Source organism: Emergencia timonensis, assembly GCF_900086585.1.
Taxonomy (GTDB): domain Bacteria; phylum Bacillota; class Clostridia; order Peptostreptococcales; family Anaerovoracaceae; genus Senimuribacter; species Senimuribacter timonensis.
This window is the reverse complement of sequence record NZ_FLKM01000009.1, coordinates 2,005,874-2,031,989: the sequence shown is the minus strand read 5'-3', so window position 1 is coordinate 2,031,989 and position 26,116 is coordinate 2,005,874. Positions and strand designations below refer to the sequence as shown.

Below are 26,116 nucleotides of genomic sequence, written 5' to 3'. Positions count from 1 at the left end.
GCGAGCAATCTTGTAAGATTGTGCGTTCATTATATCATATAGAAAATCTCTGGAACTTAAGAAAGAAATGAAGAGGAGGACGTATAATGGCAAAATATCAATGCAGAGTGTGTAAGTACATCTTTGATGAAGAAAAAGAGGGCATGAAGATTGCCGACATCGACGCGTGTTTCATGTGTGGATCGTCTGTTGACAATTTTGAAATGATCGAGGACGATGAGGGCAATCCGGTGACCGGAGGACAGCCAGCGGCAGCGGCACCAGAGGAAAAAGCGGAAAGTGAACTGGCGTACGATGGGGCCTTTGTAAGACACGACGATAGCTGCCGTTACATGGATCAAATTCACGATATAGCGGTGTCCGGTGAAACTCTTCATGCTGCTATGAGTACCCAGATGCCCATGCCGAACTGGGACGAGATCCTGCTTCTCGGCGCACAGCTGAACCCACCGCCTCTCGACGACGATGCGCCTGTCAATATACAGACGATCATCGGCAAAAAGGCGGCGAAGCCGATGGTATTGGAAAGCCCGATCTACATATCCCACATGTCCTTCGGTGCGCTTTCCAAAGAGACGAAAGAGGCCCTGTCAAAGGGCAGCTCTATGGCAAAGACAGCAATGTGCAGCGGCGAGGGCGGCATCCTGCCGGAGGAAAAAGCAGCCGCATACAAATACATCTTCGAATACGTACCGAATCTCTACAGCGTCAACGACCAAAATCTGAAGGAAGCGGACGCTATCGAGATCAAAATCGGACAGGGCACCAAGCCGGGCATGGGCGGACATCTGCCAGGCGACAAGGTGACTGCCGAAATTGCGGCAATCCGCGGCAAGGAGCAGGGCAAGGATGTGCAGAGCCCGTCCAAATTTCCAAACATCAACTCGAAGGAAGATTTGAAAGATCTGGTCAGCCAGCTTCGTCAGCGTTCAGACGGCAGACCGATCGGCATCAAAATCGCCGCGGGTAAAATCGAAAAGGATCTGGAATTCTGTGTGTTCGCAGAACCTGATTTCATCACGATTGACGGACGCGGCGGCGCTACCGGCTCCAGTCCGTTTTTCCTGCGAGAAGCGACCAGCGTGCCGACTGTTTATGCACTGCATCGTGCAAGAAAGTACCTGGACTCCGTTCAAAGTGACATCGATCTTGTGATCACCGGAGGACTGCGGGTATCTGCAGACTTTGCCAAAGCCATCGCTATGGGTGCAGATGCAGTGGCAATCGCATCTGCGGCACTGATTTCGGCAGCCTGCCAGCAGTATCGCATCTGCGGCAGCGGAAACTGTCCTGTCGGCGTAGCAACCCAGGATCCGGAGCTGCGTAAACGCCTCAAAAAAGATGCTGCGGCGCAGAGAGTTGCCAATTTCCTAAATATCAGTGCGGACGAATTGAGAACCTTTGCTCGAATTACTGGCCATGAAGATATTCACAATCTCAGTGTGGATGACCTGTGCACCATCAGCAGAGAAATTTCTGAGTTCACCGATATTGAACATGCATAATGAAAGAGTGCGCCAGAATCAATACGGATTCTGGCGCATGTTATGTAGGCAGGGTTTCCTCATAGAGTGGGCAAAGTGCCATAAAAGGGTCAAAAGCAGGCCGATTCTGGCACTTTTTATAAATTTTACAGGGTATGCCTGCGTCAAAGAGAATGAAAACGAAAGAATTTATGATTTAGAAAGGGATATACAGATCATTCTGAACTATTTTGTGTGGTTTTTCTGTTCTTTTGTGATTCAGTGGGTGGCTCTAAGGCAAATTGATCTGCCCTGCATAGACAAATCTGCCCGATTTGGACGAAAATTGGACAATTAAGGCACTTTTTTGTTTCAGACACGTCAATATACCGGGATGGGGTATATAGGACAAGCGCAAAAGCACAATTTTTGCTCTTGACTTTGCCAAAAAGCTGTGTTAGAATTCCTAAATATAGAAATGAATAGAAAACATCAAAACCGATGACCGAGAGTAGTAACTGGCAAAGGTCGCTTTGAGAGAGCTGTAGATGGTGAGATTACAGCAGTGGACGTGGCAGCCAATGGACTCGGGAGGGCAAACCGAAAGGCGGAGCGCTGAGTAGGGGAGACGGGATTCGACCGTGACATCGAATGACATATGCTAGTATGTCCAGAGTGCGTCTTGCCTGTGAGGGCAGGCGAATTAGGGTGGTATCGCAGAAGCATGGCTTTTGTCCCTTATCGTTATGGGGCAAAGGCTTTTTTATTGCCTCATACCCACTCAAGAATATCAGAAAAGAGGTAAACACAATGCAGTTAAACGACAAACAATACGATCTTATCAAGAGACAGATCAACAAGGTAAAACAGTATGATGGCAATTTATATCAGAAGAAATTCGCTAGTTTAAATACAGAGGACCTGGTAACACAGGCCGATTTCGAAGCCATTCCTTTTACAGAAAAGGATGAGCTGCGGGAGGTCTATCCCCTTGGCATTCAGGCTGTGCCTGACACGGAAATCGTCAGAATCCACTCGTCCTCTGGTACGACAGGCACGCCGATTATCATCCCTTATACAAAGAGAGACGTGGAGGACTGGGCTTTGATGTTTGAGAGATGCTATGAGACAGCGGGCATCACCAACACGGACAGGATTCAGATTACGCCGGGTTACGGACTCTGGACTGCAGGCATCGGCTTCCAGCTGGGCGCAGAAAAACTGGGTGCGATGACCATCCCTATGGGACCGGGCAACACGGCAAAGCAGCTGAAGATGATGGTAGACCTCAAGAGTACCGTACTCTGCGCGACTTCTTCCTACGCACTGCTTCTGGCTGAAGAAATCGAAAAAAGAGGAATCGGAGAAAAAATTCATTTGAGAAAAGGCATCATCGGTTCCGAGCGCTGGGGCGACAAGATGAGAGATCGCATTGCAGATGAACTGGGCGTGGAACTTTACGACATCTATGGATTGACCGAAGTCTACGGACCGGGAATCGGCATCAGCTGCCACAAAGACGAACCGATGCATTACTGGGACGATTTTGTCTATATCGAGATCATCGACCCGAAGACCGGCGAAGTGCTTCCTGATGGAGAAATCGGCGAGGTGGTCATCACGACCCTGCGCAAAGAGGGCGCGCCTCTGATCAGATACAGAACTCACGATTTGTCGAGAATCATTCCTGAAAAGTGCGGCTGTGGCTCCAAGTTCCCGAGAATTGACCGTATCATCGGCAGAAGTGACGACATGATTAAAGTCAAGGGTGTCAACATCTATCCGGGACAGGTGGAGGACGTTCTCCGCGATGTCAAAGGCGTCAGCAGTGAGTACCAGGTGATGATCGACCACATGAACGGCAAAGACATCATGACCCTGTTCTTTGAAACAGAAGACGGGGCAGATAAAAAAGCTGTCGAAAAGGAAGTCGGCGCTGCTTTTAAGGCGAAGGTAGGCTTGCAGATCAAGCCGATGGGCGTCGTCATGGGAGAACTTCCTCGAAGTGAAAAGAAAACGACGAGAATTTTTGATAATAGATACTAATTTAGGGAGGAAAAAGATGAAAAGAGTGTTTTCCGGCGTACAGCCGACAGGAAATATCCACTTAGGCAATTATTTAGGCGCATTGAAGCAGTTTGTGGAGCTGCAGGAGGATCACGAATGCCTCTACTGTATCGTAGATATGCACGCTATCACGCTGCCGCAGGATCCCAAGGAACTGAAAGAGCACATCCTGGACGTGGCGTCTCTCTATCTGGCAGTAGGTGTGGATCCAAAGAAGTCCATCGTATTTGTCCAATCAGATGTACCGGGTCATGCGGAGCTTTCCTGGATTTTGACCTGCAATTCCTATACTGGAGAGCTCTCCAGAATGACGCAGTTCAAGGCTAAGAGCAAGAATCAGGAATCAGCGCCGACGGGACTGTTCACTTATCCGGTTCTCATGGCGGCTGACATCCTGCTCTACGACACAGACGTGGTGCCAGTGGGCAATGACCAGAAGCAGCACATCGAACTTTGCCGTGACATTGCGACGAGAATTAATAACACCAGAAAAAAGACCTTTGTCATTCCAGAAGGAAGGTATCTGAAAGAGGGCGCTCGGATTATGGCTCTCGACGATCCAACACAGAAGATGAGTAAATCCGCAGAGAACATTCACAGCAGAATTTCCCTGCTGGATGAGCCGTCAAAAATCAAAAAGTCCATCATGAAAGCGACTACCGATTCAGAGGGTATTGTTAAATTTGATGTAGAAAACAAGCCGGGAATCAGCAACCTGATGAATATCTACAGCGTTTTGTCCGGCAAATCCCTGGATGAACTGGAAAAGGAATACGATGGCAAAGGATATGGCGACTTCAAAAAAGATCTGGTCGAGGTCACCGTAGAAGCCCTGGCTCCGATCAAAGCAAGATATGAAGAAATCAGACATTCTGACGAACTGCTTGAGATCCTCCGGGATGGCGCTGAAAGAGCGAACGCCATCTCTGTCAAGACCATGAAGAGGGTGAAAGAGAACTTCGGGCTGGGTCTGTAACACAAAACGAATTCATCTGCGGCCTTCGTTGAGCCGCAGCCATATTTGTGCGGTGTCTAAGAAGTTTAGCGCCGCAGTGGAAGACGTCGCTTTGGATCTGATGGCAAAGGCGATGGTTCTGAAGGCTGGAATCTCCAGCCTTTTTTTAATGAAAGGAAAAGAAACGTTTTTCAGCAGCAATTCGGGATAGAGACTGAATCCGAATCCCTGGCTTACCATGGACAGAATACTGAATTCGTTGTCCAGACGGTATGCAATATTGGCTTTTTTGCCGTGGCTGGCGAAGACGGCGTGGACTTCAAAATCAGTACTGACTGTGGTGTCGATATATGGATACTTGTCCAGATCATCTATGGGAAAAAAGGTCGCTTTTGCCAGGGGATGATTCATAGGCAGAATTGCCACCATGGGATCGTCGATCAGTTCTACAGTTTCGATTTTTTTCTTTGGCGGCATGATGATGAAACCACAGTCGATGTCGCCGTCATAAATCATCTCTTCCAGAAGGTTAGCGTCGTCACAGCACTTGATTTCGATGTCGATTCCCGGGTGGAGTGCAGAATACATTTTGATCATGCCAGGCAGCCAGTTGATATGGACGCTGGCAGGCGCCCCGATGGTGAGGCGGCCGGAGTCCAGGTTTTTCAGTTCGTTGACCTTGTTGTACAGCCGATTTTCCATGTTGCAGATGCCTTTGATAAAAGGAAGCAATTCCTTGCCTTCTGCGGTGAGGACGGTACCGCCATAATTTCTGACGAAGAGCTTGATGTCCAGTTCTTCCTCTAATGTGTTGATCAGATAGCTCATACCCGTCTGGGTATAGCCCAGAAGATCGGCGGCATGTTTGATGCTGCCCATCTCTGCAACCTTTAGAAATGCGTTGTATTTTGGATTATTCATAGTCCCTCCTGCAGGGTAAAAGTTTTTCTGTAAATTGATAGCGGAAATTCTCGTTTTACATGTATTAATAAAAGTATTATACTATGATTAAAAAGAAAAGACAAATAGAGAAGTGAAGGGGGAGGTGTCAGATATGAAGGCAATTTACAAAATTTTAAAGGGAATCGAATATAACCGCGCGGAACAGCGAGATTTTATTATGGAAAACTACAAAAGAAGAGCTGAAGATGTTTCGATGCCGTGGGAAAAATACCTAATCAAGGACAATGCGGTTAAATCCGACGAACAAAGTGCATAGTTGTTTACAAATTTAGATAAAAGATAAAAGATGGCTCCTGTGCCCGCCGGGTATGGGAGTTTTCTTTTGACCAACCTTGGATTGATGTTACAGAGAAATATTCCAGCTGCCTGACAGTTAAGCAGAACAGGAGACTCCTGGATGGCGTGCATAACAGAAATGGCTATTTTAGAGAAATCTGCGTAACACAGAGGGCTGGATGTGGAGTCAGTTAAGCAGAACAAGAGACTTTGAAGGGGAATGCATAACGGAAATGGCTATTTTAGAAAAATCTGCGTAACACAGAGGGCTGGATATGGAGTCAGTTAAGCAGAACAGAAGGTTTTGAGGTGGATTGCATAACAGAAATGGCTATTTTAAAGAAATCTGCGTAACATGGCCAGCAGTAAACCTGATGATCGTCAGCTTGGTATTGAAGCATCTTGAATGAACACAGAATAAAGGGCAATCTAAAAAGTATTAGAAAGTGAACTTTTCTTTTTGTGCAAGTTGTGATATAATGAACGCGTTGATTTAAAACGGTGTTGCCTTTTTGCCCCGTGAGCGTCGCAATCGGCTAGGCAAAACGGACAGCGTAGCGAACAACGTGAGCGGAGGAGTATGCGAAGCATACGTTGTCGCGAGGAAGCATCCATTGAATCTCTAAAAAATAATATGCGCCTATAGCTCAGGGGATAGAGTGGCACACTCCGAATGTGAAGGTCGCAGGTTCGAATCCTGTTAGGCGCACCAAAAATAGATAGGCTCCTGCCTATCTATTTTTTTGCGCATAGGAATTGAAGGATTCGAACCTGAAAAGGCGCGAGGGTGAAGTTCGCAAGTCCGGTGGAGCTTGCGAATAGCGAGCGGTTCAAGGCGACCGAAAGAGGAGCCGCAGAACGGTGGCTGCGAAGCGGACACGAAATCCTGTTAGGCGCACCATAGAAAAACCATCGAAATACGTTGAAAATTCAATAGTATCGGTGGTTTTTTATTTTGCGCTGAATGAAAATTGCTGTAAAAAAATATGCGATTTAATACAATTCATTGCATTCAAGTGTTGCACCCACTGTTACACCCTTTTATGCAGAATAAAAAGCTTATCCTGCTTTGCACTGACAAGGGTTATACTTCTTTGCCGGCATCAAATAAAGTCACGCTCATTGTGTTTTAGACGTTTTATGCAGGGGTGCATTTTTGATGCAATCTGGAATCGCCCAAATTTCTAGCCTTTATGACATAATCTTCCTCCTTTGTGAACGAATCCGAGAGAATTAAAAATATTTTGAATAATTATTAATCCAGTAAATGCAACTGGATTCTTGAGGCAGACGCATGATAAGCGTGTCAATGACTTTCCTTTGGCACGCTTATTGCTATTTTCTATGTCGTCCGTTATCAATCTGGTACCAGCAATTATCATTTAATTAGGAGGTTAAGTTATGTTTAATTCTATCGTGACCACGTTGAACGACATCTTGTGGGCGACACCTTTACCGATCCTCTGCCTGGGCGGTGGGCTGCTTTTTACCATCGTTTTGCGGGTTCCGCAGCTTAGGCACATCAAAATCATGGTAAAGATGCTTTTTGGCAGTAAGTCATCCGATACGGGGCTCTCCTCGTTTCAATCTTTTTGCCTGGCTATCGCCGGCCGTGTAGGAACCGGCAATATCGCCGGCGTCGCTACAGGGATTTGCTTTGGCGGGCCGGGAGCGCTTTTCTGGATGTGGATGGTGGCCATCTTTGGCGCAGCGACATCCTTTATTGAATGCTCTATGTCACAGCTTTACAAGGAAGTAAGGGACGGAGAGTATCGAGGCAACGCCGCTTACTATTTTGGCAAGCGGTTCAATATCAGAGCCTTTGGCCTGATTTATGGCGTCATATTCATCGCAGCAGAAGCTATGACACAAAACTGCCTGCAGGCGAATGCCTGCGCACAGGCGCTGAACACTTCTTTTAACGTTCCAGTGTGGGTGACGGCAGTCGTCATGGCAGCCCTTGTCGCTTACATTACTTTCGGCGGTTCAAAGAGAGTCGGACGTTTTGCCGAAATCGTCGTGCCTGTCATGGCAGCAGCCTACATCATCGTTGCGCTGATTATTCTGGCACTGAACATTACCAGCGTACCGGCGGCTTTCGGACTGGTTTTCAAATCCGCTTTCACACCGGGATCTGTCTTTGGCGGGGCACTGGGCAGCGCGGTCATCTGGGGAACAAAGAGGGCCGTCTATTCCTCTGAAACAGGCATGTCCACAGCAACGCCGTCTGCCGGCGCGGCGGAAGTATCACATCCCGCTAAGCAGGGCTTGGTTCAGGCGTTTTCCGTATACATCGACACCCTGTTTGTCTGTACTGCAACAGGTATCATCATGATTCTGACCAATGTATTCAACTGTGTGGGTGAATCCGGCGAATACTTGATTCAGTCAAGCATCCTCGGTGAAAACGCAGATCCCGGCGCTCCATGGGTTCAGGCAGCCATTGGCACGGTGTTCTCCTGGGGGCCTGGATTCATTTCCATCGCTCTCGTGTTCTTTGCATTCACTACCTGCATGAACCAGATGTACAACTGCGAATCTACTTTGACTTTCTTCTTCAAAGGCACAACGCCAAAGTGGGCGACCATGGGGCTTAGGATCTTGTTTCTGGCATTTGTCGTATACGCAGGTGTCATTGAGAGTACGACTGCATGGGCTTTTGGTGATGTGGGGATCGGTTTGATCACCTGGGGCAATATGATTTTCCTGATCACTTGTCTGCCGATAGCCAGAAAGCTGCTTCTGGACTTTGAAGAACAGAAAAAAGCAGGGAAGGATCCGATCTTTGATCCGGACAAGTTCAACTGGCCTGGCACCGAAACCTGGCGGGGCATCCGTGACAGATATCTGTCAGGAGAACTGCCAAGTGATCCTAACTTTTTACCAAAGGAAAAATAGCAGAATCAATGGAGCAGGGCTGCCAACCGGCAGCTCTGCGTTTCAAAAGGAGAACATAAAAATGATGCAAATGAGTAAAAGTGCTCTGACAATGCCGACTTCTGGCATCAGGGCCATGACAGTCTTGGCTGCAAAGTATGACAATGTTTTGAGCTTTGGCCTAGGAGAACCAGATTTCCCGACGCCGCAAAATATCATCAATGCCGGCCGCAACGCACTGGATGAGGGATGGACAAAATATGTCGCTAACCAGGGTATCGCGCCCCTTCTCAGTGCTTTGGCAGAGAAGATGAGAAAATATAATGGGATGGAGTATGTGACAGAAGAAAACCTGCACATCACCTTCGGCGCAGGCCAGGCCCTCCTTCTGACCATGGAGACCATTCTGGAACCAGGAGACGAAGTGATCGTGCCTACACCGTGCTTTCCAAACTACTTTGGATATATTCACATGGCTGGCGGTACTTCAGTCATCGTACCCACCTGTGAAGAAAATGGATTCCGGGTGACAGCAGAAGAGATCAAAGCAAAGATTACGACCAGGACAAAGGCGATCATTCTGAATTCGCCGTGTAATCCTACGGGCGCGGTATTGACAGAGGCGGATATACGGCAGATTGCTGCCGTTGCAGTGGAACACAATTTGATCGTCATTTCCGATGAACCATACGAAGCCATTATTTACGACGGACAAAAGAATTTCAGCATCGGATCTATTCCGGAGATGAAAGATTTGGTCATCACCATAAACAGCTTCTCGAAGTCCTATGCCATGACTGGCTGGCGAATCGGTTACGTGGCGGCACCTGTGGAGGTGAGAAAGCAGATGACCCTGCTACAGGAGAGCATGGGCTCCAGCGTGACAGCAGCCTGCCAGATAGCAGCCTGCGAGGCGATTACAGGTTCGCAGGAGTCTGTGGAGGGGATGCGCAGTCAGTATGAGAGACGGCGGGATATCCTGGTTGAAGGTCTGAATCAGGTACAGGGGTTTTCCTGCATCAAACCGGGAGGTGCCTTTTACGTTTTCCCAAATGTGAAGTCTTTTGGGATTTCATCTCAGGATCTGGCTGTCAAGATTCTTGATCAAGTGCAGGTGCTCACAACACCGGGCAGCGCTTTCGGAGACAGCGGGGAGGGCTATCTGCGTTTTTCCTACGCTTCCAGTGAAGAGACAATACGAGAAGGGCTTACTCGATTAAAGCACATGTTTGGCGAGAAATAGAGGTGGATTGGAGTGAAAATATTTATTTATAATTTGAGAGAGTATGACGAGAAGTTTTTCTTTGATCAACTGACACAGGAATATGGATTCGACTATACGGGTTATGACGACTATCAGACAGTGGAGAACATTCCCATGGTCAGAGGCCATGAAGCAGTTTCTATTCTCGCGTCAGAATGTACGGACGAGATGCTTGCGGCCTTTGCCGATAACGGCGTCAGATATATCCTGACCAGAAGCATCGGTACAGATCACATCAATCTGCAAAAGTGCAGAGAACTGGGTATTCGTGTCGGCCATTCACAGTATTCTCCTGACAGTGTAGCAAATTACACCATTATGTTGATGCTCATGGTCTGCAGAAGATTTGCCCATATTATGAAAAGAGCGGAACTGCAGGACTATTCTTTTAAGAACAAAATGGGCAGAGAGCTGTCAGGCTGCACAGTGGGTATCATCGGCACCGGCAGAATCGGTAAGACCGTAATCGACCATCTTGCCGGTTTTGGCTGCAAGATGCTGGCTTACGATCTCTATCAAAATCCGGAGGTGTCAGAGAGGGCGGAATATGTGTCATTAGAAGAACTCTTTGCACAGTCAGACATTGTCACCCTTCACACGCCGGCAACAAAAGAGAATTATCATTTGATCGACCGCGAAGCGATCAAAACCATGAAAGACGGGTGTATGATTATCAATGCAGCCAGAGGGACTTTGGTGGACAGTGATGCATTGATCGAGGGAATTGAGTCACGCAAAGTGGGCGGTGCGGCACTGGATGTGCTGGAAGATGAAGCCGGTCTTTATTTCCTCAATCGATCGGGAGAGGTCATTTCTAACAGACAGATGGCCATTCTGAAAAGTTTTCCGAACGTCATCCTCTCGCCGCATACTGCATTCTATACAGATGAAGCAGTTTCCGACATGTGCAGATGCGTGTTCGAGTCCGTGAGAGCTTTTGAAGCGGGAGAGGTAAACCCCTTAGAAGCTTAGTACCTTGCTTACATTAATATTTTAAAAAGAAGAATAGCTCTTACAACATAAACAGCCCAGGTGTAACGCTGGATCAAGCATTACGCCCGGGCTGTTTTGCTCTAATAAGACAAGAATGGCAGTTTCAAACGCTTGCCTCTCTGCAATATGTAGAGCAGGGCATAGAGGACCAGAGGCATGATCATGCCGATCAAATCATAGGAAGATTGAATCAGCAGATTAAAGAGGGCATGCATGGTGATTGCGATGGACAGTAAGCCAAAGGTGCCGGTATAGAAGAGTTTTTTCTGTTTTTTTACATAACAGATGCCAGTGCCGATGTTGACCGTGCAGAGACCGTGCATCAGGCTGGCGGAAAAACCTCTTGCTACCGCCCAGGCCAGGGTGACACCGTCCAGGTATTCTACCAGAAGCACGGTGTTTTCCAGTACGGCAAAGCCGACACCTACGGCCATGGCGATGGGAAGCACCCGCCCCCGGCTGTCGTCCAATAACAGGGCGTAACAGAGCACCGGCAAAGCTTTTAGCAGCTCTTCCACCATGGGCGGAATCTTCTCTGAGAAACTGCGGGAGTCCAGACCCGAAAGCGGAAAGGCGATGGTATTGATTTCATAGGCGGCCAGTGCAGTGAATGCGCCCAGCAGAAAGAAGCCGATGATCCAGCGGGAGCGGGATTCCAGCAAAGGGAGCATCAGGAGCAGAGGGATGCTTAGACAGGAAAAAACTATATAAACCATTTGCGCACCCCCTTTTCGGCTAGCGGCAGCAATAAAACCAACAGGAGACAGGAGAGGATCGTAGCAATCCGCCTCACGCTCTCAGGAAAGAAAACAAATTGACTGAGCAGTTCTGTGATACAGAAGAAAACAGCACAGGCGTTGTATGGCCGCATCACGCGGATGATCCCCAGCTCCACATCGGGAAAGACCAGGTGCTTGACCGCAAAATAGAGAGTCAGGGTCATGGGAATGACCAGAAACAGAAAAGGAAGGCTGGCTGTCAGGCCGGCTTTTGCCATATTGAGGGTCAATAACCCCAGGGGAAGGATCAGGGGTATAGCTGCAGCCAGTCTGATTCTGCGATATTCTTTTTCTCCGCCGTCGGCCAGACGATCCATAGCGCCATAGTAGGAGGAGAGCAGAAAGAAATAACAGCCGATATGACCAAAATAGCCCACGTGAAATCCGGCAGGCTGGATTCCGTGGACTGCTTGATAGCAGGCGATGAACAATGTTCCGAAAAGGTAACTGATCATGCCGTATAACAGGATTTTAAAGAACAAAGGCTGGCGCCGCCGCAGGCAGGCAAAGGCTCCGTAGGCTACGGAAATCAATGCCGCTGCCGCCTGAATACCTGTCATGCTGATTCCTCCTGATCCTGCTTTTTCATTCGTCTCTTCATGATGAGCCACATGGCGAGCATGCCCAGAAGTACCCCTGCTAAGACGCTGACAGCAACTGGTGCAGCGCTTACGCCTCCCTCCTCCGAAGAAAAGAGACTCTGGCCGCGGGATACCGAATCCAGTGTCTTTGTGGAGCCCTGCATCGAGGCATTGGCGCTTTCCAGATAGGAATTGTACTGACCCATGAAATCCTGTACGGCTGTCATTTGGGATTGTACGTCAGTGCCCAGTTTTTCCAGATGAGACTGCAGGGTGCTGATGACTTTGCCAAACTCTTCAGCAGTATAGTTTCCAGACGCCGTCATCGGGTAAGAAAGTCCTTTTTCGTCCATGTAATACTGCAGTTCTCCCGGCAATGGGATAGGCTGGTCTTTTGCCTGCGTTTGCAGATTACGAGCCTGTTCCAGATATTGTGAAACGCGATTCTGCTCATTTTGAAGAGCGGTGATTTTGTCAATCTGCCCCGAGGCATTCTTCTTCGCCGCATTGGCCAGTTCCAACTGCAGTTTTGCAAATATTTGCTGCACCGAATCGGCAGAGTCGGTGCCAGTTATCATAGAACCGGTCTTTGGCGCATCCTGCGGATCTCCCAGAACGGAGGTGTCAATCTCTTTGATATTTCGAATCATTTTGGCTATCGTACCTACAGGCTTTTCCTCGTTCAAGGCGTCTGTAATCTGTTCTGATACTGTAATTGCCTGTTGCAGATCCTTTTGCAGAGTCTTCAGCGCATCGTTATCTGAAGCGTAAACCGGAAGGGTGAACAGGGGAATCAACGCCAGAACGAAAATAGCAGTCAATAACTTCTTACATTTTATCATTTCGATTTCTCCTTTCGAAAAAAATATCTTCCATCAAAAAGATATACGTAATAGCTGGCAAAACGTCCCAAGGGAAATCGCCGGGTTTTGTTCTATCCGATTGGCTAGTATCTGACGGATTGTGGTAGAATAATGTTTACAAAAGAGCGCACCAAAAGCGAGGAAATCACAAGTCATATGCAGTATGATGGTTTCAGGAGGTAAGAAGCATGGAATGGTTAAAAAATCTGAGCGATGCAATCGCTTATATCGAGGAACATCTGGACGACGAAATTTCTTATGAAAGAGCGGCAGAAATCGCCTGCTGCTCTCCCAACTACTTTCAGCGCATGTTTTCCTATGTGGCTGGAATATCATTGTCTGACTATATTCGCCGCCGCCGCATGACCCAGGCGGCTTTCGACTTGCAGCACAGGAATGTCAAAGTGATCGATGTCGCTCTGAAATACGGCTATACCTCCCCAACGGCTTTTAACCGCGCGTTTCAGTCTGTCCACGGAATTTCTCCGAACGCAGCGAAAGGCGGGGGCAGGCTGATCAACGCATATCCGCCCATCAAATTTTCAGTGGCGATTACAGGAGGGAGCGCAATGCCATATAGAATTGAAGAAAAAGAAGCCATGAGAGTGGTCGGCATCAGAACGCCGCTTACGGATAACATGGAAGAGAATCAAAAGAAGGTGCCGGGATTCTGGGAGGAGACTTTGCAGGGCGGCAGCTTTCAGGAAATCTGCCAATTTGCAAATCGGCTGCCGGAAGTGATTTTGGGGATTACAGAATATCAGAGCTGCGGCAAAATGTATTACTATATCGCGGCAGCTACAGATCTGCCAGTTCCACCTGGCATGCATGAACTTGAAATTCCTGCGGCAACGTGGGCCGTGTTTGAAAACGAGGGCCACTTCAAGGAAACGGTACAGAGTGTTTTTCGGCGCTTTTTGACAGAATGGCTGCCCTTTTCCGGTTACACTTACACGGAACTTCCCAATATAGAGGTATATCCCATTAATGAAGATCGAAAAGGCCATACGGAGGTCTGGATTGCAATCAAAAAAGAAGGAGAGGAAAGAAATGAGTGATCAAATAGAAATCAGGGAAGTTGAACCGATGCGCGTAGCATATATGCGCTATCAAGGGAAAGCGTACGAAGCAAACGGAGTTTTTCCCGAGGTCTTTAAATCGATCCGCGGAAAGACAAACGGGGCGCCTTTTTTCTGTTACTACGAAATGGATCCCCAAACAAAGCAAGGTGTTTTGGAACTATGCGTTCCCACGGCGGAAACACCAAAGGGAAATGGAATTGAAGTCAAAGAGATGCCGCGTATCAAAGCGCTCTGTGCGACCCATATCGGTTCCTATGAGACGATGGAGCGCACCTATGGGAGAATCGACAGCTATGCGGCAGAGCATCACCTGCGGCTACAGATGCCTTTTAGAGAAGTGTTCATAAAAGGACCAGGCATGATTCTCAAAGGGAACCCGGAAAAATACATAACGGAAATTCTCTTTCCGATTGAGGAGGACTGAGATGGAAGCCATTGCTGTAGAAAACTTGACCAAGCAGTATCACAATGGGGTACAAGCCCTGAACGGTCTCTCCCTGACAGTAGAGGAAGGGGAAATCTTTTCCCTTCTGGGACAGAATGGCTCCGGCAAGTCAACCTTGATCAACATTTTGACCACTTACCTTCTGCCCACATCCGGCAGAGCAGCGTTGTTTGGTAAGGATGTCAGCAGAGAGGCGTCTTCTATCCGCTCGAAGATTGCCTGTGTCGCACAGAAGACCTCCATTGATCCTTATTTGTCCCTGCGTGAGAATATGATGTTTCAAAGCCGTCTGCACAAAGTTCCAAAGCCGGAAGCGGAGCAGCGAATGAAAGCTTTGATCGAGGCCTTTGGCCTGGAACGATATTTAGATTATCCTGTAAATTCATACTCTGGAGGTATCAGACGACGTCTGGATATCGCCCTCAATATGATGTCTGATCCAAAGATTTTATTCTTGGATGAACCGACAGTAGGCATGGATATTCAATCACGACAGGCTATGCAGGAAATGATGCGTAAAATACGCAGAGATTTCGGCACCACCATATTTTTGACGACCCATTATCTGGAGGAGGCTGACAGTCTCAGCGACAGGATCTGCATTATCCGAGACGGCAAGGAAGCTGTCCAGGGAAGGCCAAAGGATTTGCGCAGGTACTTAAGACAAAATTTCTTGAAAGTGTCTTTTGAGGATGGGATTTCTGCCAAAGCGGCAATGACCCACCTGCCTGAGATTTTTTCTGTTGATACGGTGCGATGGAAGGAAAATGCAGCACAATTTCCCATAGAAGACAGACAAAAGGCATTAACGCAGACAGCGGAGGCTTTGCTGAACAGAAAACTGCAGTTTAAAGGTCTGGAAATCGTAGAACCATCTATAGAAGAGGTGTTTATTCATTTAACTTGCGAGAGGGGAGAAGTGACATGAGTGTCGTACCATTGCTTTGGCGTAATATGAAATGGCGTTATCATAACGCATTTACCATTGTCATGACGATTTTGCAGCCCATGCTCTGGCTGGTATTGTATAGTGCAGTGGCAGGGCAGACCATGAAAGGCGCTGGAATTTCTAATTATACCGCATTTATATTGCCCGGTCTAGTTGTTTTGGTCTCCTTCAGCGCCTGCAGCAGCGGAGGAATTATGAATTACCTGATGAAAGCGGAGGGCAGTTTTTATCGTATCTTGATTGCGCCAGTACCGAGAGCAGCCATCATCACGGCGCAAATTCTGGAGGCTGTCTTCTGTACCTTTCTTGAGGTAGGAATCCTATTCGGGGCAGGTCTTTTCTTCTCTGTGAGAATTGCTTCGGGATTTGCCGGCATGCTTTTGATCGTACTGATCGTATTTTTAACAGCATGTTTCCTGGCGGGGCTGACCTATACAATCAGTCTGCGCCTGCCAAATGAAGTCATCTATGAAACGGTGATGAACGCTATCGTACTGCTGGCATTTTTCCTCAGCACAGCCTTGTTTCCAGCGGACACCCTGACTGGACCGCTGAAAATAGCTGTCAATCTCAATCCTTTTACCCATGTGATAAACATCTTGCGTGGGTTAATCTTACAAGGCGAAATCGATATGGACGGGCTTGCGCGAATCGTAATCTTATTATTCCTTCTGTGCGCTGGCAGTTTCTATTTCGCGCTGCGCTGCTTAAAAAGAGAAATGAGTCTGTGACGAATAGGCCAAACAAAATCAAAAGTAAATTGTATTAGAACTATAGGTAAACCATCCTTTTGTAGAATGTAAACTGTTACAAGTACAAGAGGATGGTTTCTTATGTACTAAAAAAGATTAAGAAGGGAATTTATTTATGAGCATTATGAGATTAGAAAACGTGAAATACGCTTATGTAACTGGAAAACCGGTACTAAGAGGTATTTCTGAAGAATTGGAAGCAGGTAAAATCTACGCGATTTTAGGTCCGTCAGGTTGTGGAAAGACCACCTTATTGTCGTTACTGGGAGGATTAGACAGTCCCATAAGCGGTAAGATCTATTTTGCAGAGCAGGATATTGAGCAGGATGGATTGATGAAACATCGCAGGGAGCATGTCTCATTTATCTTTCAAAGCTACAATCTGATAGATTATCTTACTCCGGTGGAAAACGTAGCCTTAACATCTCGTCTGCCTGCCTTACCCGTTTTACAAAAACTGGGACTGACGAGAGAAGAAGCAAAGCGCAACGTACTAAAACTCTCTGGCGGTCAGCAGCAGCGCGTGGCAATTGCTCGTGCTCTGACCAGTGAAGCACCTGTCATTTTGGCCGATGAACCTACCGGCAATCTGGATGAAAATACGGCTGCTGAGATTGTGGAGCTTTTAAAGCAGAGTGCTCACCAGATGAATAAGTGCGTGGTGGTGGTAACCCATTCACACGAACTTGCAGAACAGGCGGACGTTATTTTTAAGCTGCACAAGGGAAATATGCAAGTGCTGAACAGATATTAAACAGAAACAGGATGACGTGCAGGCTGGTCATCCAATTAAGAAAAGGGGATAATATATATGAATTTAAGTAAACGTGCTTTTCTATACGTTATAAGGAAACGGGGAAAAAGTTTATTACTGATTCTCATCTTTTTTATCATCGCTTCTCTCGTATTATGCGGTCTGGCTTCGCTGGAAGCAGAGCGCAATAAATCCCATGAACTGCGGGGAACGACGGGTGCAGGCTTTACTATAAAAGCAAAGGAACGGTGGGGGGATTCTGAGAATGACGGTTCGGGTAATTTCAGCAACGTTGCTGAAACCAAACCACTGTCTAAGAAAATGATAGAAAAAATCATGTCTATAGATGGGATCAAGGCGTACAATGCTAATTTTCCCACAGTTCTGGCTTTCTATGACGAGGACGGAACTCCATATAGAAATGATTATAACGATGTTGATCCAGATAGCAGTGACTATCCATTAAATCTTTTTCAGGGAAATAGCTGTACAAATACAGAATATGCGGCTTGGTTTTTAAACAGAAAAATCGCTCTCACAGAGGGACGGCATATTACAAAGTCAGATCAAAACACGATTATCATCAGTGATAAGCTTGCTAAAAGGCTGGGACTAAAACTGGGAGATAAGATTTCTGCGGTTATTAATCCGCAGGAGGATGATCCATATGTAACTTTGACCATCGTCGGACTTTTTGAGGTTTTAGCTGATGAAGAAGATCCCCAAAATAGCTTGGACAGTATGACGTTAAATGACCTCTATGGCGGTTACTCTTACAACTGGTTTACCGATATGAAGTCTATGGAGACATTGAACAAAAACTATTCTGATGGGAAGGACTCTTTAGAAGAGAGTTGCAATTTGACCGACTTTTATGTGAATGATCCCAAAAATCTGGAACGGATCATGCAAGCTGTGCAAGATATCAAAGGGATTGATTGGGATGATTACGAACTCATTGCCAATGATGAGGTCTACGAACGCGCAGGAGATTCCATGTCGAAAATCAGTTCCTTGATACGTACGTTGATGATAATTATCGTCGCAATCAGTATGTGCATTGTCACATTGCTTCTCACGCTGTGGGTAAGAAGCAGGATGCATGAGACTGGAATATTGTTAGCAGCTGGAATTACGAAGATCTCCATCTTGCTTCAATATATTTTGGAAATCATGTTGCTTGCTTTGTGCAGTATTCCGCTGGCCTATGTGTGCAGCAGATGGATTGCCGAAGGCATTGGAAGGATGTTGGGGGAAACTGGCGTTATCGTTACGACGCAGCATCTTGCGCTTGTATGCAGTTTTGGCATACCTCTCTTAATCGCAGCAGTTTTACTGTCCAGCATCCCTATGATGCGTCTTTCTCCGAAGGAGATTCTGACGAAGACAAATTAGGATGGTGGTGTAATGATGAATCTATGGAGAAGGGCATATCTGTATACTGTCCGAAAAAAAGGGAAGAGCGTATTAATGCTTTTAATTTTATTAATGATGTCGACGATGATGCTGACCTGCCTGTCAATCCAGTCCGCCAGCGACAAGGCGGCACTTGACATTCGCAAAGCACTTACCGGAGGCTTTACCATCAACGCTACACATCTGAACGATTTCCTGGATGGGTCTGCAGTTGCGCGGATTTTGAAAACTGCCGGTGTTTTGGCAGACTTCAATGCCCGCTCCTACTATCGGGCTGAGTATCGCAGAGAAGACGGCAGTAAATTGGCAATCAAAGAGGACGGCGCCGCTCAGCCACTGGCAGGAGATGCACACACGGGGAAAATCATTGCGCAAGTCCGCTCTGTACAGGATGCCTACTTTACAGAATTAGGCTTTAAACTGATTCAGGGGTGTCACATTCTGCAATCAGATAAAAATGTAATTTTAATCAGCGATGATTTTGCAGATAGAAACTCACTAAAGCTGGGTGATCATATCATTCTCGCTGAGCACGATTTGAATCGGCAGGTGAAAGTGCAGATAATTGGCATTTTTACGCCGACAGAAGAGATGGAATCTACTGCAATGACGCCGCCGGAGCTGCTGTATGAAAATATCGGATTTACTGATCAAGGGACATATTCACAGCTGTATTTTGATGATGGAAAAAATCACTATCAGTATGGTGACTTTGGCGTGGAAGACCCAGCGCAGCTGGATACCGTTGTCTCCAAGATTAAAAAAATTCCTAATGTCAACTGGAAAGACAGCACTATCGCCAAAGAGGATGCTGATTACCGGAATGCGAGGCTGCAGCTGACGGCCCTGCAAGATCTGACGACGACGATTGTAACGATTCTGATTGTCATCAGCATTTCTTTGCTAGCGGTTATCCTTCTGCTCTGGGAAAGAAACCGCATACCAGAAATCGGCATGATGCTGGCAATGGGGATCAGCAAGGGCAGCATTCTCTTACAGCATATGATGGAAATGTTATCTATTGCAATATTGTCTTTTGGGCTATCTTTTTTTACCAGCTCACTCATGGCACAAACCGTTGGTAATACTCTATTTGAGCAGGCTACAGCAGAAGAGCGCTTAACCAACACCCTTGACTCTATTCAAATTGTCATCACGTTCTCGGATCTGTTGTTGGTGTATGTCATTGGAACCGGTATTCTTCTTTTATCTGTTATATTGGCATCATACCCTGTTATGCGGTTGAAGCCGAAACAGATTTTGACAAAGATGAGCTGAAGAAGACCATTTACTTGACAGAACAGAATATTCAATATAAAATAATAGATGTTATATAACATCTATTATTTTATATTGAAGGAGGAAGAGATATGCCGCCAAAAGTGAAAACTAGTAAAGATGATATAGTGAAGGCTGCTCTGGAAGTGGCAAAGAAGGAGGGGGTTTCCGCCATATCAGCCAAAAGTGTTTCCTCTCAATTGGGAACCTCTGTCGCACCGATTTTCAGGGTCTTTGCCACCATTGAGGAACTGAGAAATGAAACGGTATCGCAAATTTATGCGCAGTATATTGCGTATTTGAAGGACTATCCCTTTGAACGCAGCAAGTTCTTCACCTATGGTCTTGCCTACATTCAGTTCGCGAAGGAATACCCTAATTTGTTCAACGCGTTGATGGAATGGGGATTTTTTACGGCAGATGCCATTGGGAAAGAAGTATCCAACCAATTCGGATTTATTGAGGACAGTGTAGCGTCTTTGAGCAGCTTGAGTGTCGAACAGGCACAAGAATTGTTCTATCATGTCTGGCTCTACACCCACGGGATTGCCTGCCTGATATGTAAAGGCTCGCTTCATTTATCAGAGGAGGAAGAGAAGAAGCTGCTGATTACAGCCTTCGAGTCTTTTCTCAGAAATTATCAATAATTGTATCTGCGCCATTAGAATAGGAGAAAAAATGAATACGCTGATGATAAGAGAATTTGGAGATTTCAGAATACCGGATTCAAATTGTTTTGACCTGACAAAAATAAATATTGCAGACTGCATCGGCTGCTGGACTTGCTGGTGGAAAACCCCAGGCATCTGCATTCACGAGGATTTAGCGGATTTTTACCGCAGTTATATCAACGCTGACAAAGTAATCATCTTCGCAAAATTAGAAAATGGATTTGTCAGCAGTAAGCTGAAGACACTGCTGGACCGCATGATTCCACTTTTCTTGCCTTATACGATCTTTGAAAAAGGGGGAACCTGGCATGTGCCTCGCTATCCAAAATATCCCGCCATGGCGTTCTACTATGAATGTGAATTTGAGGAGGAAGAGGATCGACATATTTTACACGATTACATACACAAAGTAATTGAACAATTCCACTCAAAGGAGATCTGCATCGGACATGTCTCTCAGTTTCAGGAGGCCTCATTATGAAGACGATTTTATTAAATGGTTCACCTAAGGGGAACACGCAGAGCTCGGGCAGTTACTTTTTAGCAAAGGCTTTTGCCAGCGGTATGAAAGAACCCTGTGAAATTCGATCAGTCTATAAGGAAGACCGATGGGAGCTGCTTCAATATGTCAGTCAGTTTGAACGGATCATCTTTTTCACGCCTAACTACATTCATTCGATTCCCGCCAGAACCTTAGATTTTCTGTATGCCTTACCGAAAGGGTCAGAAGGGCAGTCTCTCGGTTTTATCATTCAGTCGGGGTATCCGGAAAGTGCAGAAAGCGAAATCGCAGGCCGCTTTTTTAAACGGTTTGCTTCTCGTCTGCAGTATGAGTATTTAGGAACTGTTGTAAAAGGGGAATGTGCAGGACTTGCCATCATGCCGGAGAAATTCGGTAAATTAGAAAAGAAATTTGCAGAATTCGGCGCGCTGTATGAAGAACGCGGTTTTTTTGACGAAACTTACGTCAGAGATTTTGCCAAACCTTATACGATCTCTAAGCCGATGGCGCTGCTGCTTAATATGACCAACCCCATTGGAAACATTCTGGGCTGGCACAAGATCATGAAAGCAAATGGCGCCTATGATAACAGACGGGATAGGCCTTATTTACGGCTCTAAACACTCACATTTGTTTCTAAAACTGAAGAGAATATTATAGAAGTAATCATTCTCTATAATCTGGTCGATTTTTAAAGAAGGTGCACCGCGTGTATCGCTCAAAACGGTCAGCGACTCAAAAGAGCCGATCAAGACAATGGGCGGGATGACAATCGTACCGGACTGCTTAATTGGAGATATTGTCGTCAGTGAAACAAACCTATTACTCTTACCGGGCGCAAATACATGGAACGATCAAAGACACGGCGCTATCATCAAAAAGGCAGACGAGTTTCTCTCTTTAGGCGCTGCCGTGTGCGCAATCTGTGGAGCCACCGCTGCCCTCGAGGGTCTTGGGCTATTAGATCAGCGACCCCATACCAGCAATGGGCCAGGATTCCTTGAAATGGTCTCACCTGGTTATCAAGGACAGAACTTTTATGTAGATGAGCCATCAGTAGCAGACGACAACCTGCTTACTGCCAGCAGCACCGGCGGTCTGCTGTGGACAAAACAAATTATCGAGCGTTTAGGCGTTTTTGAAGCAAACACCCTGGAAGCCTGGTATGCGTATTTTAGTACCGGCGAACTGGAGCATTTCTTTGCTCTCATGCAGACTCTGCCGTCTGGCAATGGAAATTGATACATCTTTCAAAGAGAAAAGCGGGTGAATGTGACCGACACTTCATCCGCTTTTTGTATTCCTGAATGGCTGTTACCTATCTCAGTATTTATTTAGAATTTCTATTAACTCTTTTTTAGTCAGAGAAATCGCCTTTTTTTCGGCGAGAAGTGAGTTGATGATCTTGTCTCCGATACCGCCTGTATAATCTGAAGCGTTTTCTCTCACGATATACAGATTCTGCGATGAGAGATGTTCTAAAATTTCTATATTTTTCAGGTTGCTTCTGCCGATATCGACATCGGTCAGAACTACCAAATCGGCAGACTCTATTGCCAGCAGGTTCTCATCGAATGCTTCGCCACTGATCTCGCAGTAGGGTTTTTCTGCGATGGTCTTGATACCCAGGGATCTGCAGAGTTCATAATCACTGTCGCCAACATTCAGCACGCCGCAGCTGACTTCATAACCTTTGTTGTGGAAGGCTTCGATGATATAACTGCCGCTGCCGCCGCCGCAGATGATGTGGACCCTTTTTCCGTTGCTCTTGCGCTGTGCGCTCTTGTTGCTGCGCAGGGGCACGATTTCAGAAGCGCCTGTCAGTGGGTTTTCCCGCACGACCAGGTCGATCTTGTAGACCGGTTTCAGCACCTCTTCGCGGATGACCTCACTGACTTTGCCGTCTCTGACTTTCTGTCCCTCATTTAAAACGAGAATTCTGTCAGAAAAACGGGCTGCCATGTTGATATCGTGTAGGACTGCGAAAATGGTGATGCCTTGCTCCCGGTTTAACTTCTGCATCAGTTGCATGACTTCCAGGGTATATTGAATATCCAAGTGGTTGGTCGGCTCATCCACGATTAAAAGCTGCGGCTGCTGTGCTAAAGCGGCTGAAATAATAATTCGCTGCCGTTCTCCTCCGGAGAGCTGAGTGATTTTTCGCTCTCTCAGATGAAGGGTTCCCGTCTGCTCCAGGGCTTGGTCGATCAGCTTGTAATCTTCTTCCGTTTCGGACTGCATCCTCTTAAGAAAGGGATGTCTGCCCATGGCGACGATTTCTTTGGCTTTGAAAGCGAAGCTTGCCTGAAAAGTCTGAGGGACTACGGCAGTAATCTGTGCTCGCTCCTTCGCTGATAATTTCTCGTTATCTTTCCCGTTTATGTAGATTTTCCCTTTTCTGATTCCAACAATACCGGTAATGGCATGAATCAAAGTGGATTTGCCGGAGCCGTTGGGCCCGATGAGAGATACGAACTCTCCCCGCTTTACAGTGCAGGAAAAGTCTTTGATGATGTCTTTCTCATTATAACCGATGGTAACATTTTCAAATCTCAATATTTCTTCCATAATTAAAGCACCTCTGTATTCTTTGCTCTCAGCAGATAAATGAAGAAAGGCGCACCGATGATGGCCGTGACGATGCCTACTGGTATTTCAGAGGCGATAATGCTTCTGGATATGGTATCACAGATACAGAGGACAATTCCACCCAGAAGAAAAGACATAGGCAGCAGTTTTTTGTGAGCTGGTCCCCAGACTAGACGTACAATGTGGGGAGAACCCAACCCTACGAAGCCGATGATGCCGCTTACAGAAACACAGGCAGCCATGACCAGGGATGTTACGATGAAAAGAATCCTCTTGTTTTTTTCCACGTCGATGCCAAAACGTATGGCAGTCTCATCACCCAGTACGATGATATCCAGTTCCTTGGCGAAGAGGAAGATGACGATCAGCCCGATTATGATATAGGGGAGCACATTGAATACGTGATCCCAGCCTTTTGAGGAAAAGCTTCCTAAGGTCCAGAAATATATTTTTTTCATCTGATTGGCAGATAGCAGCATGGCAAAAGAAATCACTGCTGTCAGCAGTTGATTCACAGCAATGCCGCAGAGCAGCAGGGAAGTGGTATTGGCCTGCTTTCCGACTTTGGCGATATTGTAGACGAAGAAGATTGCCAAAATGGCTCCGCCAAAGGCGAAAAAAGAAATTGTATTCAGTCCCAGGAAGCTGGCGGGTATGGCTAAAATGATACCGATGGTAGCGCCAAAGGCAGCGCCGGAGGAAATCCCCAGCACAAAAGGATCAGCCATAGGATTCTTAAAAATTGCCTGGTATACACCGCCGCACAGAGCGAGTGCCCCTCCTACGAGAAAGGCCAGCAGACTTCTCGGAAAGCGCAGATCCCATATAATTGTATTCTTCGCTCCCAAGGCGTCTGCTTCCGTTTCCAACAGTCCCGTCATCTTATTTGTCAATACGATGAGGGTATCTTTGATCGTGATATCTGCTGCACCAAAAAAAGTACATACTAAGATTACTGCTGCTACACACAGCAAAGAGAAAATGACTGCAGCAATCCATCTTTTTTTCATATTAATCGTCCAACTTTCCTGTATGAATCAGTTCGCCCAGCGCTTTCAGACCTTCTAAAAATCTCGGACCATTTCTGGTGATTTTGTCCATGGTAGGGTCTTCGTAAGGGATGAAATACACTTCTTTATTCTTAAAGGCATTGATCTGGTCGAATCCGTCCGGTTTTACAAATTCTTTCTCTGATGAGAAGCAGAGATAAACCTGTGGATTTTCTTCAATGATTTTTTCGGCAGAAAGCTGCGGAGAACTGTAGTCAAAGTTCAGCGCGATGTTCTTTGCATTGATCAGATTTAAACTATTGCCCAGATAATCTTCTTTGCTGCTGGAGTATAAGTCTCCCAGATCGATGAAGACACTTTTTGTATCATATTTGGCAAATTCTGTTTTTATCTCTTCTGCTTCTTTTTTCATGCCGTCTACGATTTCCGCTGCCTTTTCGCTGGTGCCTGTAATCTGTCCTACATCCGTGATGCCTTTGTAAATGCCGTCCAAATCCTTAGCTCCGATAGAATAGACGTTAATTCCGGCTTCGTTGAGAGCGGATACGGAGTCTGCCGCAGTCTGTCCGGATACAAAGACGACATCGGCTTCGAGCTCAATGATCTTCTCCACATTTCCGCTGTTGGTATCCCCGATTTTTTCGATGCTCTGTGCCGCTTTCGGATAAGTGCACCAGTTGGAAACTCCAACAACCTGGTCGCCAAGGCCCAGGGCGAAGAGGATTTCTGTGCAGCTTGGCGATAGAGAAGCAATTCTCTGTGGTGCTTCGGTAAATTCCATTTCTGTTCCCAAGTAGTCGGTCACTGTCATAGGAAAGGATTTTGCTGTTTCTTCTGTTTCACTGCCTTCTCCTCCAGAACTGCAGGCCGTCAAGGCTAAAGTCAAAACTATAATTAGAAAAACCGCTGTTATTTTTTTCATTTGTTCCTCCTAAAATTATCAATAAATCGACATTTTTTCGTATTTAAAAATTATATCCCATAGGTGTCCATTTGTCCAATAGCAAAAAATAACGTGGGCAATCTCCTTTTATCAGAAGACTGCCCCCTATGTGTTGGTACTATTCTTTCTCTGCTAATTCATCTAGCGCTTTTCGATTGTTTTTCAAAAGTACTAATAGTGCTTTTTTCTGATCTTCGCTGCACCCGCTGAGAATATTTCTGATTTCTGTTTCAAAATTAATTGTGTATTCATCAAGATTGTCATGGAGAAGCCAGTCGACAGAGACGTGTAAAACATTGGACGCTTTAACAAGGGTTTGAATGCCTATTCCAGTGTTTCCGTTTTCCATTCCACTGACATGAGCAACAGAAATATCCATCTTCTCGGCCAGATTTTCTTGGGTTAATTTTTCTTCTTTACGTGCAGTTCTAATTCTACGTCCTATTGCTTCATAATTTAGTTCAAATGCCTTATCTTTATCATTCATGATGCGAATTCCTTTCACTGCAGCTCCGATATATTATTAACATTATTGTATATTTAAGCGAAAAATATTATAATAAACTGTAAATAGAAGTTATTTTAGTTTTGATGAAATACGAAATCTCCATGAAATCTCCCTTGCCATTTCAGCTTGAAAGGGT

26 protein-coding genes and 1 tRNA gene are annotated in these 26,116 nt (G+C 46.2%); 19 read left to right on the top strand and 8 right to left on the bottom strand.

Going from position 1 to position 26,116, the window contains the following annotated elements; all coding sequences use genetic code 11:
• The first annotated feature begins 86 nt into the window (after positions 1-86).
• The 3 genes from BN6539_RS20525 (at position 87) to trpS (ending at position 4,506) form a co-directional block, all read left to right on the top strand.
• Positions 87-1,505 carry a glutamate synthase-related protein gene (locus BN6539_RS20525; RefSeq protein ID WP_067542648.1) on the top strand — a complete coding sequence of 473 codons (1,419 nt, stop codon included), beginning with the start codon at positions 87-89 and terminating at the stop codon, positions 1,503-1,505.
• A gap of 768 nt (positions 1,506-2,273) precedes the next feature.
• A complete protein-coding gene (locus tag BN6539_RS20515) occupies positions 2,274-3,509 on the top strand; it encodes a phenylacetate--CoA ligase family protein (RefSeq protein WP_067542642.1) in 1,236 nt (411 codons plus the stop codon).
• A gap of 16 nt (positions 3,510-3,525) precedes the next feature.
• Entirely contained in the window at positions 3,526-4,506 is a 981-nt protein-coding gene (gene trpS, locus BN6539_RS20510; RefSeq protein ID WP_067542640.1) for a tryptophan--tRNA ligase, read from the top strand.
• Between the two features lie 12 nt (positions 4,507-4,518).
• Here trpS and BN6539_RS20505 read toward each other — a convergent pair whose 3' ends face one another.
• Positions 4,519-5,406: a LysR family transcriptional regulator gene (locus BN6539_RS20505; protein ID WP_067542637.1), complete on the bottom strand. Its 888-nt coding sequence runs from the start codon at positions 5,404-5,406 to the stop codon at positions 4,519-4,521.
• Between the two features lie 133 nt (positions 5,407-5,539).
• On the opposite strand from BN6539_RS20505, the gene BN6539_RS22515 reads away from it, so the two are divergent.
• The 5 genes from BN6539_RS22515 to BN6539_RS20485 all read left to right on the top strand — a co-directional run bounded on the left by BN6539_RS22515 (position 5,540) and on the right by BN6539_RS20485 (position 10,837).
• A complete protein-coding gene (locus BN6539_RS22515; protein ID WP_156524190.1) occupies positions 5,540-5,704 on the top strand; it encodes a hypothetical protein in 165 nt (54 codons plus the stop codon).
• Between the two features lie 656 nt (positions 5,705-6,360).
• Positions 6,361-6,436 (top strand) — tRNA-Arg (locus BN6539_RS20500).
• 689 nt (positions 6,437-7,125) lie between these two features.
• Positions 7,126-8,622 carry an alanine/glycine:cation symporter family protein gene (locus BN6539_RS20495; RefSeq protein WP_067542634.1) on the top strand — a complete coding sequence of 499 codons (1,497 nt, stop codon included), beginning with the start codon at positions 7,126-7,128 and terminating at the stop codon, positions 8,620-8,622.
• A 61-nt stretch (positions 8,623-8,683) separates the two neighbouring features.
• Complete coding sequence (locus BN6539_RS20490) at positions 8,684-9,844, top strand: pyridoxal phosphate-dependent aminotransferase (protein WP_067543629.1); 1,161 nt, start codon at positions 8,684-8,686, stop codon at positions 9,842-9,844.
• A gap of 12 nt (positions 9,845-9,856) precedes the next feature.
• Positions 9,857-10,837, top strand: coding sequence for a D-isomer specific 2-hydroxyacid dehydrogenase family protein (locus BN6539_RS20485; protein WP_067542631.1), 981 nt, complete (start codon positions 9,857-9,859; stop codon positions 10,835-10,837).
• Between the two features lie 101 nt (positions 10,838-10,938).
• On the opposite strand, the gene BN6539_RS20480 is transcribed toward BN6539_RS20485, so the two are convergent.
• From BN6539_RS20480 to BN6539_RS20470, 3 genes are read right to left on the bottom strand one after another with little or no spacing between them, the layout of a single operon-like run.
• The gene (locus BN6539_RS20480) at positions 10,939-11,574 is read right to left on the bottom strand and encodes a PrsW family glutamic-type intramembrane protease (RefSeq protein ID WP_067542629.1); all 636 of its coding nucleotides are present in this window, start codon (positions 11,572-11,574) and stop codon (positions 10,939-10,941) included.
• Complete coding sequence (locus BN6539_RS20475) at positions 11,562-12,197, bottom strand: permease (protein ID WP_067542626.1); 636 nt, start codon at positions 12,195-12,197, stop codon at positions 11,562-11,564. Before BN6539_RS20475 ends, BN6539_RS20480 begins: the two co-directional genes overlap by 13 nt.
• Positions 12,194-13,060, bottom strand: a complete 867-nt coding sequence (locus BN6539_RS20470) for a hypothetical protein (RefSeq protein ID WP_067542622.1) — start codon at positions 13,058-13,060, stop codon at positions 12,194-12,196. Before BN6539_RS20470 ends, BN6539_RS20475 begins: the two co-directional genes overlap by 4 nt.
• A 209-nt stretch (positions 13,061-13,269) precedes the next feature.
• On the opposite strand from BN6539_RS20470, the gene BN6539_RS20465 reads away from it, so the two are divergent.
• The 11 genes from BN6539_RS20465 to BN6539_RS20415 all read left to right on the top strand — a co-directional run bounded on the left by BN6539_RS20465 (position 13,270) and on the right by BN6539_RS20415 (position 22,172).
• On the top strand, positions 13,270-14,139 hold the full coding sequence (locus BN6539_RS20465) for an AraC family transcriptional regulator (protein ID WP_067542619.1): 870 nt from the start codon (positions 13,270-13,272) through the stop codon (positions 14,137-14,139).
• Positions 14,132-14,587, top strand: a complete 456-nt coding sequence (locus tag BN6539_RS20460) for a GyrI-like domain-containing protein (RefSeq protein WP_067542616.1) — start codon at positions 14,132-14,134, stop codon at positions 14,585-14,587. The genes BN6539_RS20465 and BN6539_RS20460 overlap by 8 nt, the downstream gene beginning before the upstream one ends.
• Position 14,588: 1 nt before the next feature.
• Entirely contained in the window at positions 14,589-15,536 is a 948-nt protein-coding gene (locus tag BN6539_RS20455) for an ABC transporter ATP-binding protein (RefSeq protein WP_067542613.1), read from the top strand.
• Positions 15,533-16,288, top strand: coding sequence for an ABC transporter permease (locus BN6539_RS20450; RefSeq protein WP_067542610.1), 756 nt, complete (start codon positions 15,533-15,535; stop codon positions 16,286-16,288). The genes BN6539_RS20455 and BN6539_RS20450 overlap by 4 nt, the downstream gene beginning before the upstream one ends.
• A 136-nt stretch (positions 16,289-16,424) precedes the next feature.
• Positions 16,425-17,063: an ATP-binding cassette domain-containing protein gene (locus BN6539_RS20445; RefSeq protein ID WP_067542607.1), complete on the top strand. Its 639-nt coding sequence runs from the start codon at positions 16,425-16,427 to the stop codon at positions 17,061-17,063.
• A 57-nt stretch (positions 17,064-17,120) separates the two neighbouring features.
• Positions 17,121-18,458, top strand: a complete 1,338-nt coding sequence (locus BN6539_RS20440) for an ABC transporter permease (protein ID WP_067542604.1) — start codon at positions 17,121-17,123, stop codon at positions 18,456-18,458.
• A gap of 75 nt (positions 18,459-18,533) precedes the next feature.
• Entirely contained in the window at positions 18,534-19,757 is a 1,224-nt protein-coding gene (locus BN6539_RS20435) for an ABC transporter permease (protein WP_187375545.1), read from the top strand.
• Between the two features lie 92 nt (positions 19,758-19,849).
• Entirely contained in the window at positions 19,850-20,404 is a 555-nt protein-coding gene (locus tag BN6539_RS20430) for a TetR/AcrR family transcriptional regulator (protein ID WP_067542601.1), read from the top strand.
• Between the two features lie 31 nt (positions 20,405-20,435).
• Positions 20,436-20,909, top strand: a complete 474-nt coding sequence (locus tag BN6539_RS20425; RefSeq protein ID WP_067542598.1) for a flavodoxin family protein — start codon at positions 20,436-20,438, stop codon at positions 20,907-20,909.
• Entirely contained in the window at positions 20,906-21,550 is a 645-nt protein-coding gene (locus tag BN6539_RS20420; protein ID WP_067542594.1) for an NADPH-dependent FMN reductase family protein, read from the top strand. The genes BN6539_RS20425 and BN6539_RS20420 overlap by 4 nt, the downstream gene beginning before the upstream one ends.
• Before the next feature lie 55 nt (positions 21,551-21,605).
• Positions 21,606-22,172, top strand: coding sequence for a DJ-1/PfpI family protein (locus BN6539_RS20415; RefSeq protein ID WP_082907647.1), 567 nt, complete (start codon positions 21,606-21,608; stop codon positions 22,170-22,172).
• 81 nt (positions 22,173-22,253) lie between these two features.
• On the opposite strand, the gene BN6539_RS20410 is transcribed toward BN6539_RS20415, so the two are convergent.
• From BN6539_RS20410 to BN6539_RS20395, 4 genes are all read right to left on the bottom strand, one after another.
• On the bottom strand, positions 22,254-23,498 hold the full coding sequence (locus BN6539_RS20410; RefSeq protein ID WP_067542592.1) for an ABC transporter ATP-binding protein: 1,245 nt from the start codon (positions 23,496-23,498) through the stop codon (positions 22,254-22,256).
• Between the two features lie 2 nt (positions 23,499-23,500).
• Positions 23,501-24,529: a FecCD family ABC transporter permease gene (locus BN6539_RS20405; protein ID WP_067542590.1), complete on the bottom strand. Its 1,029-nt coding sequence runs from the start codon at positions 24,527-24,529 to the stop codon at positions 23,501-23,503.
• 1 nt (position 24,530) lies between these two features.
• Positions 24,531-25,451 (bottom strand): ABC transporter substrate-binding protein, encoded by a 921-nt coding sequence (locus BN6539_RS20400; RefSeq protein ID WP_067542588.1) that lies wholly within the window; start codon positions 25,449-25,451, stop codon positions 24,531-24,533.
• 139 nt (positions 25,452-25,590) lie between these two features.
• Positions 25,591-25,959 (bottom strand): helix-turn-helix domain-containing protein, encoded by a 369-nt coding sequence (locus BN6539_RS20395; protein ID WP_067542585.1) that lies wholly within the window; start codon positions 25,957-25,959, stop codon positions 25,591-25,593.
• Positions 25,960-26,116: the final 157 nt, after the last annotated feature.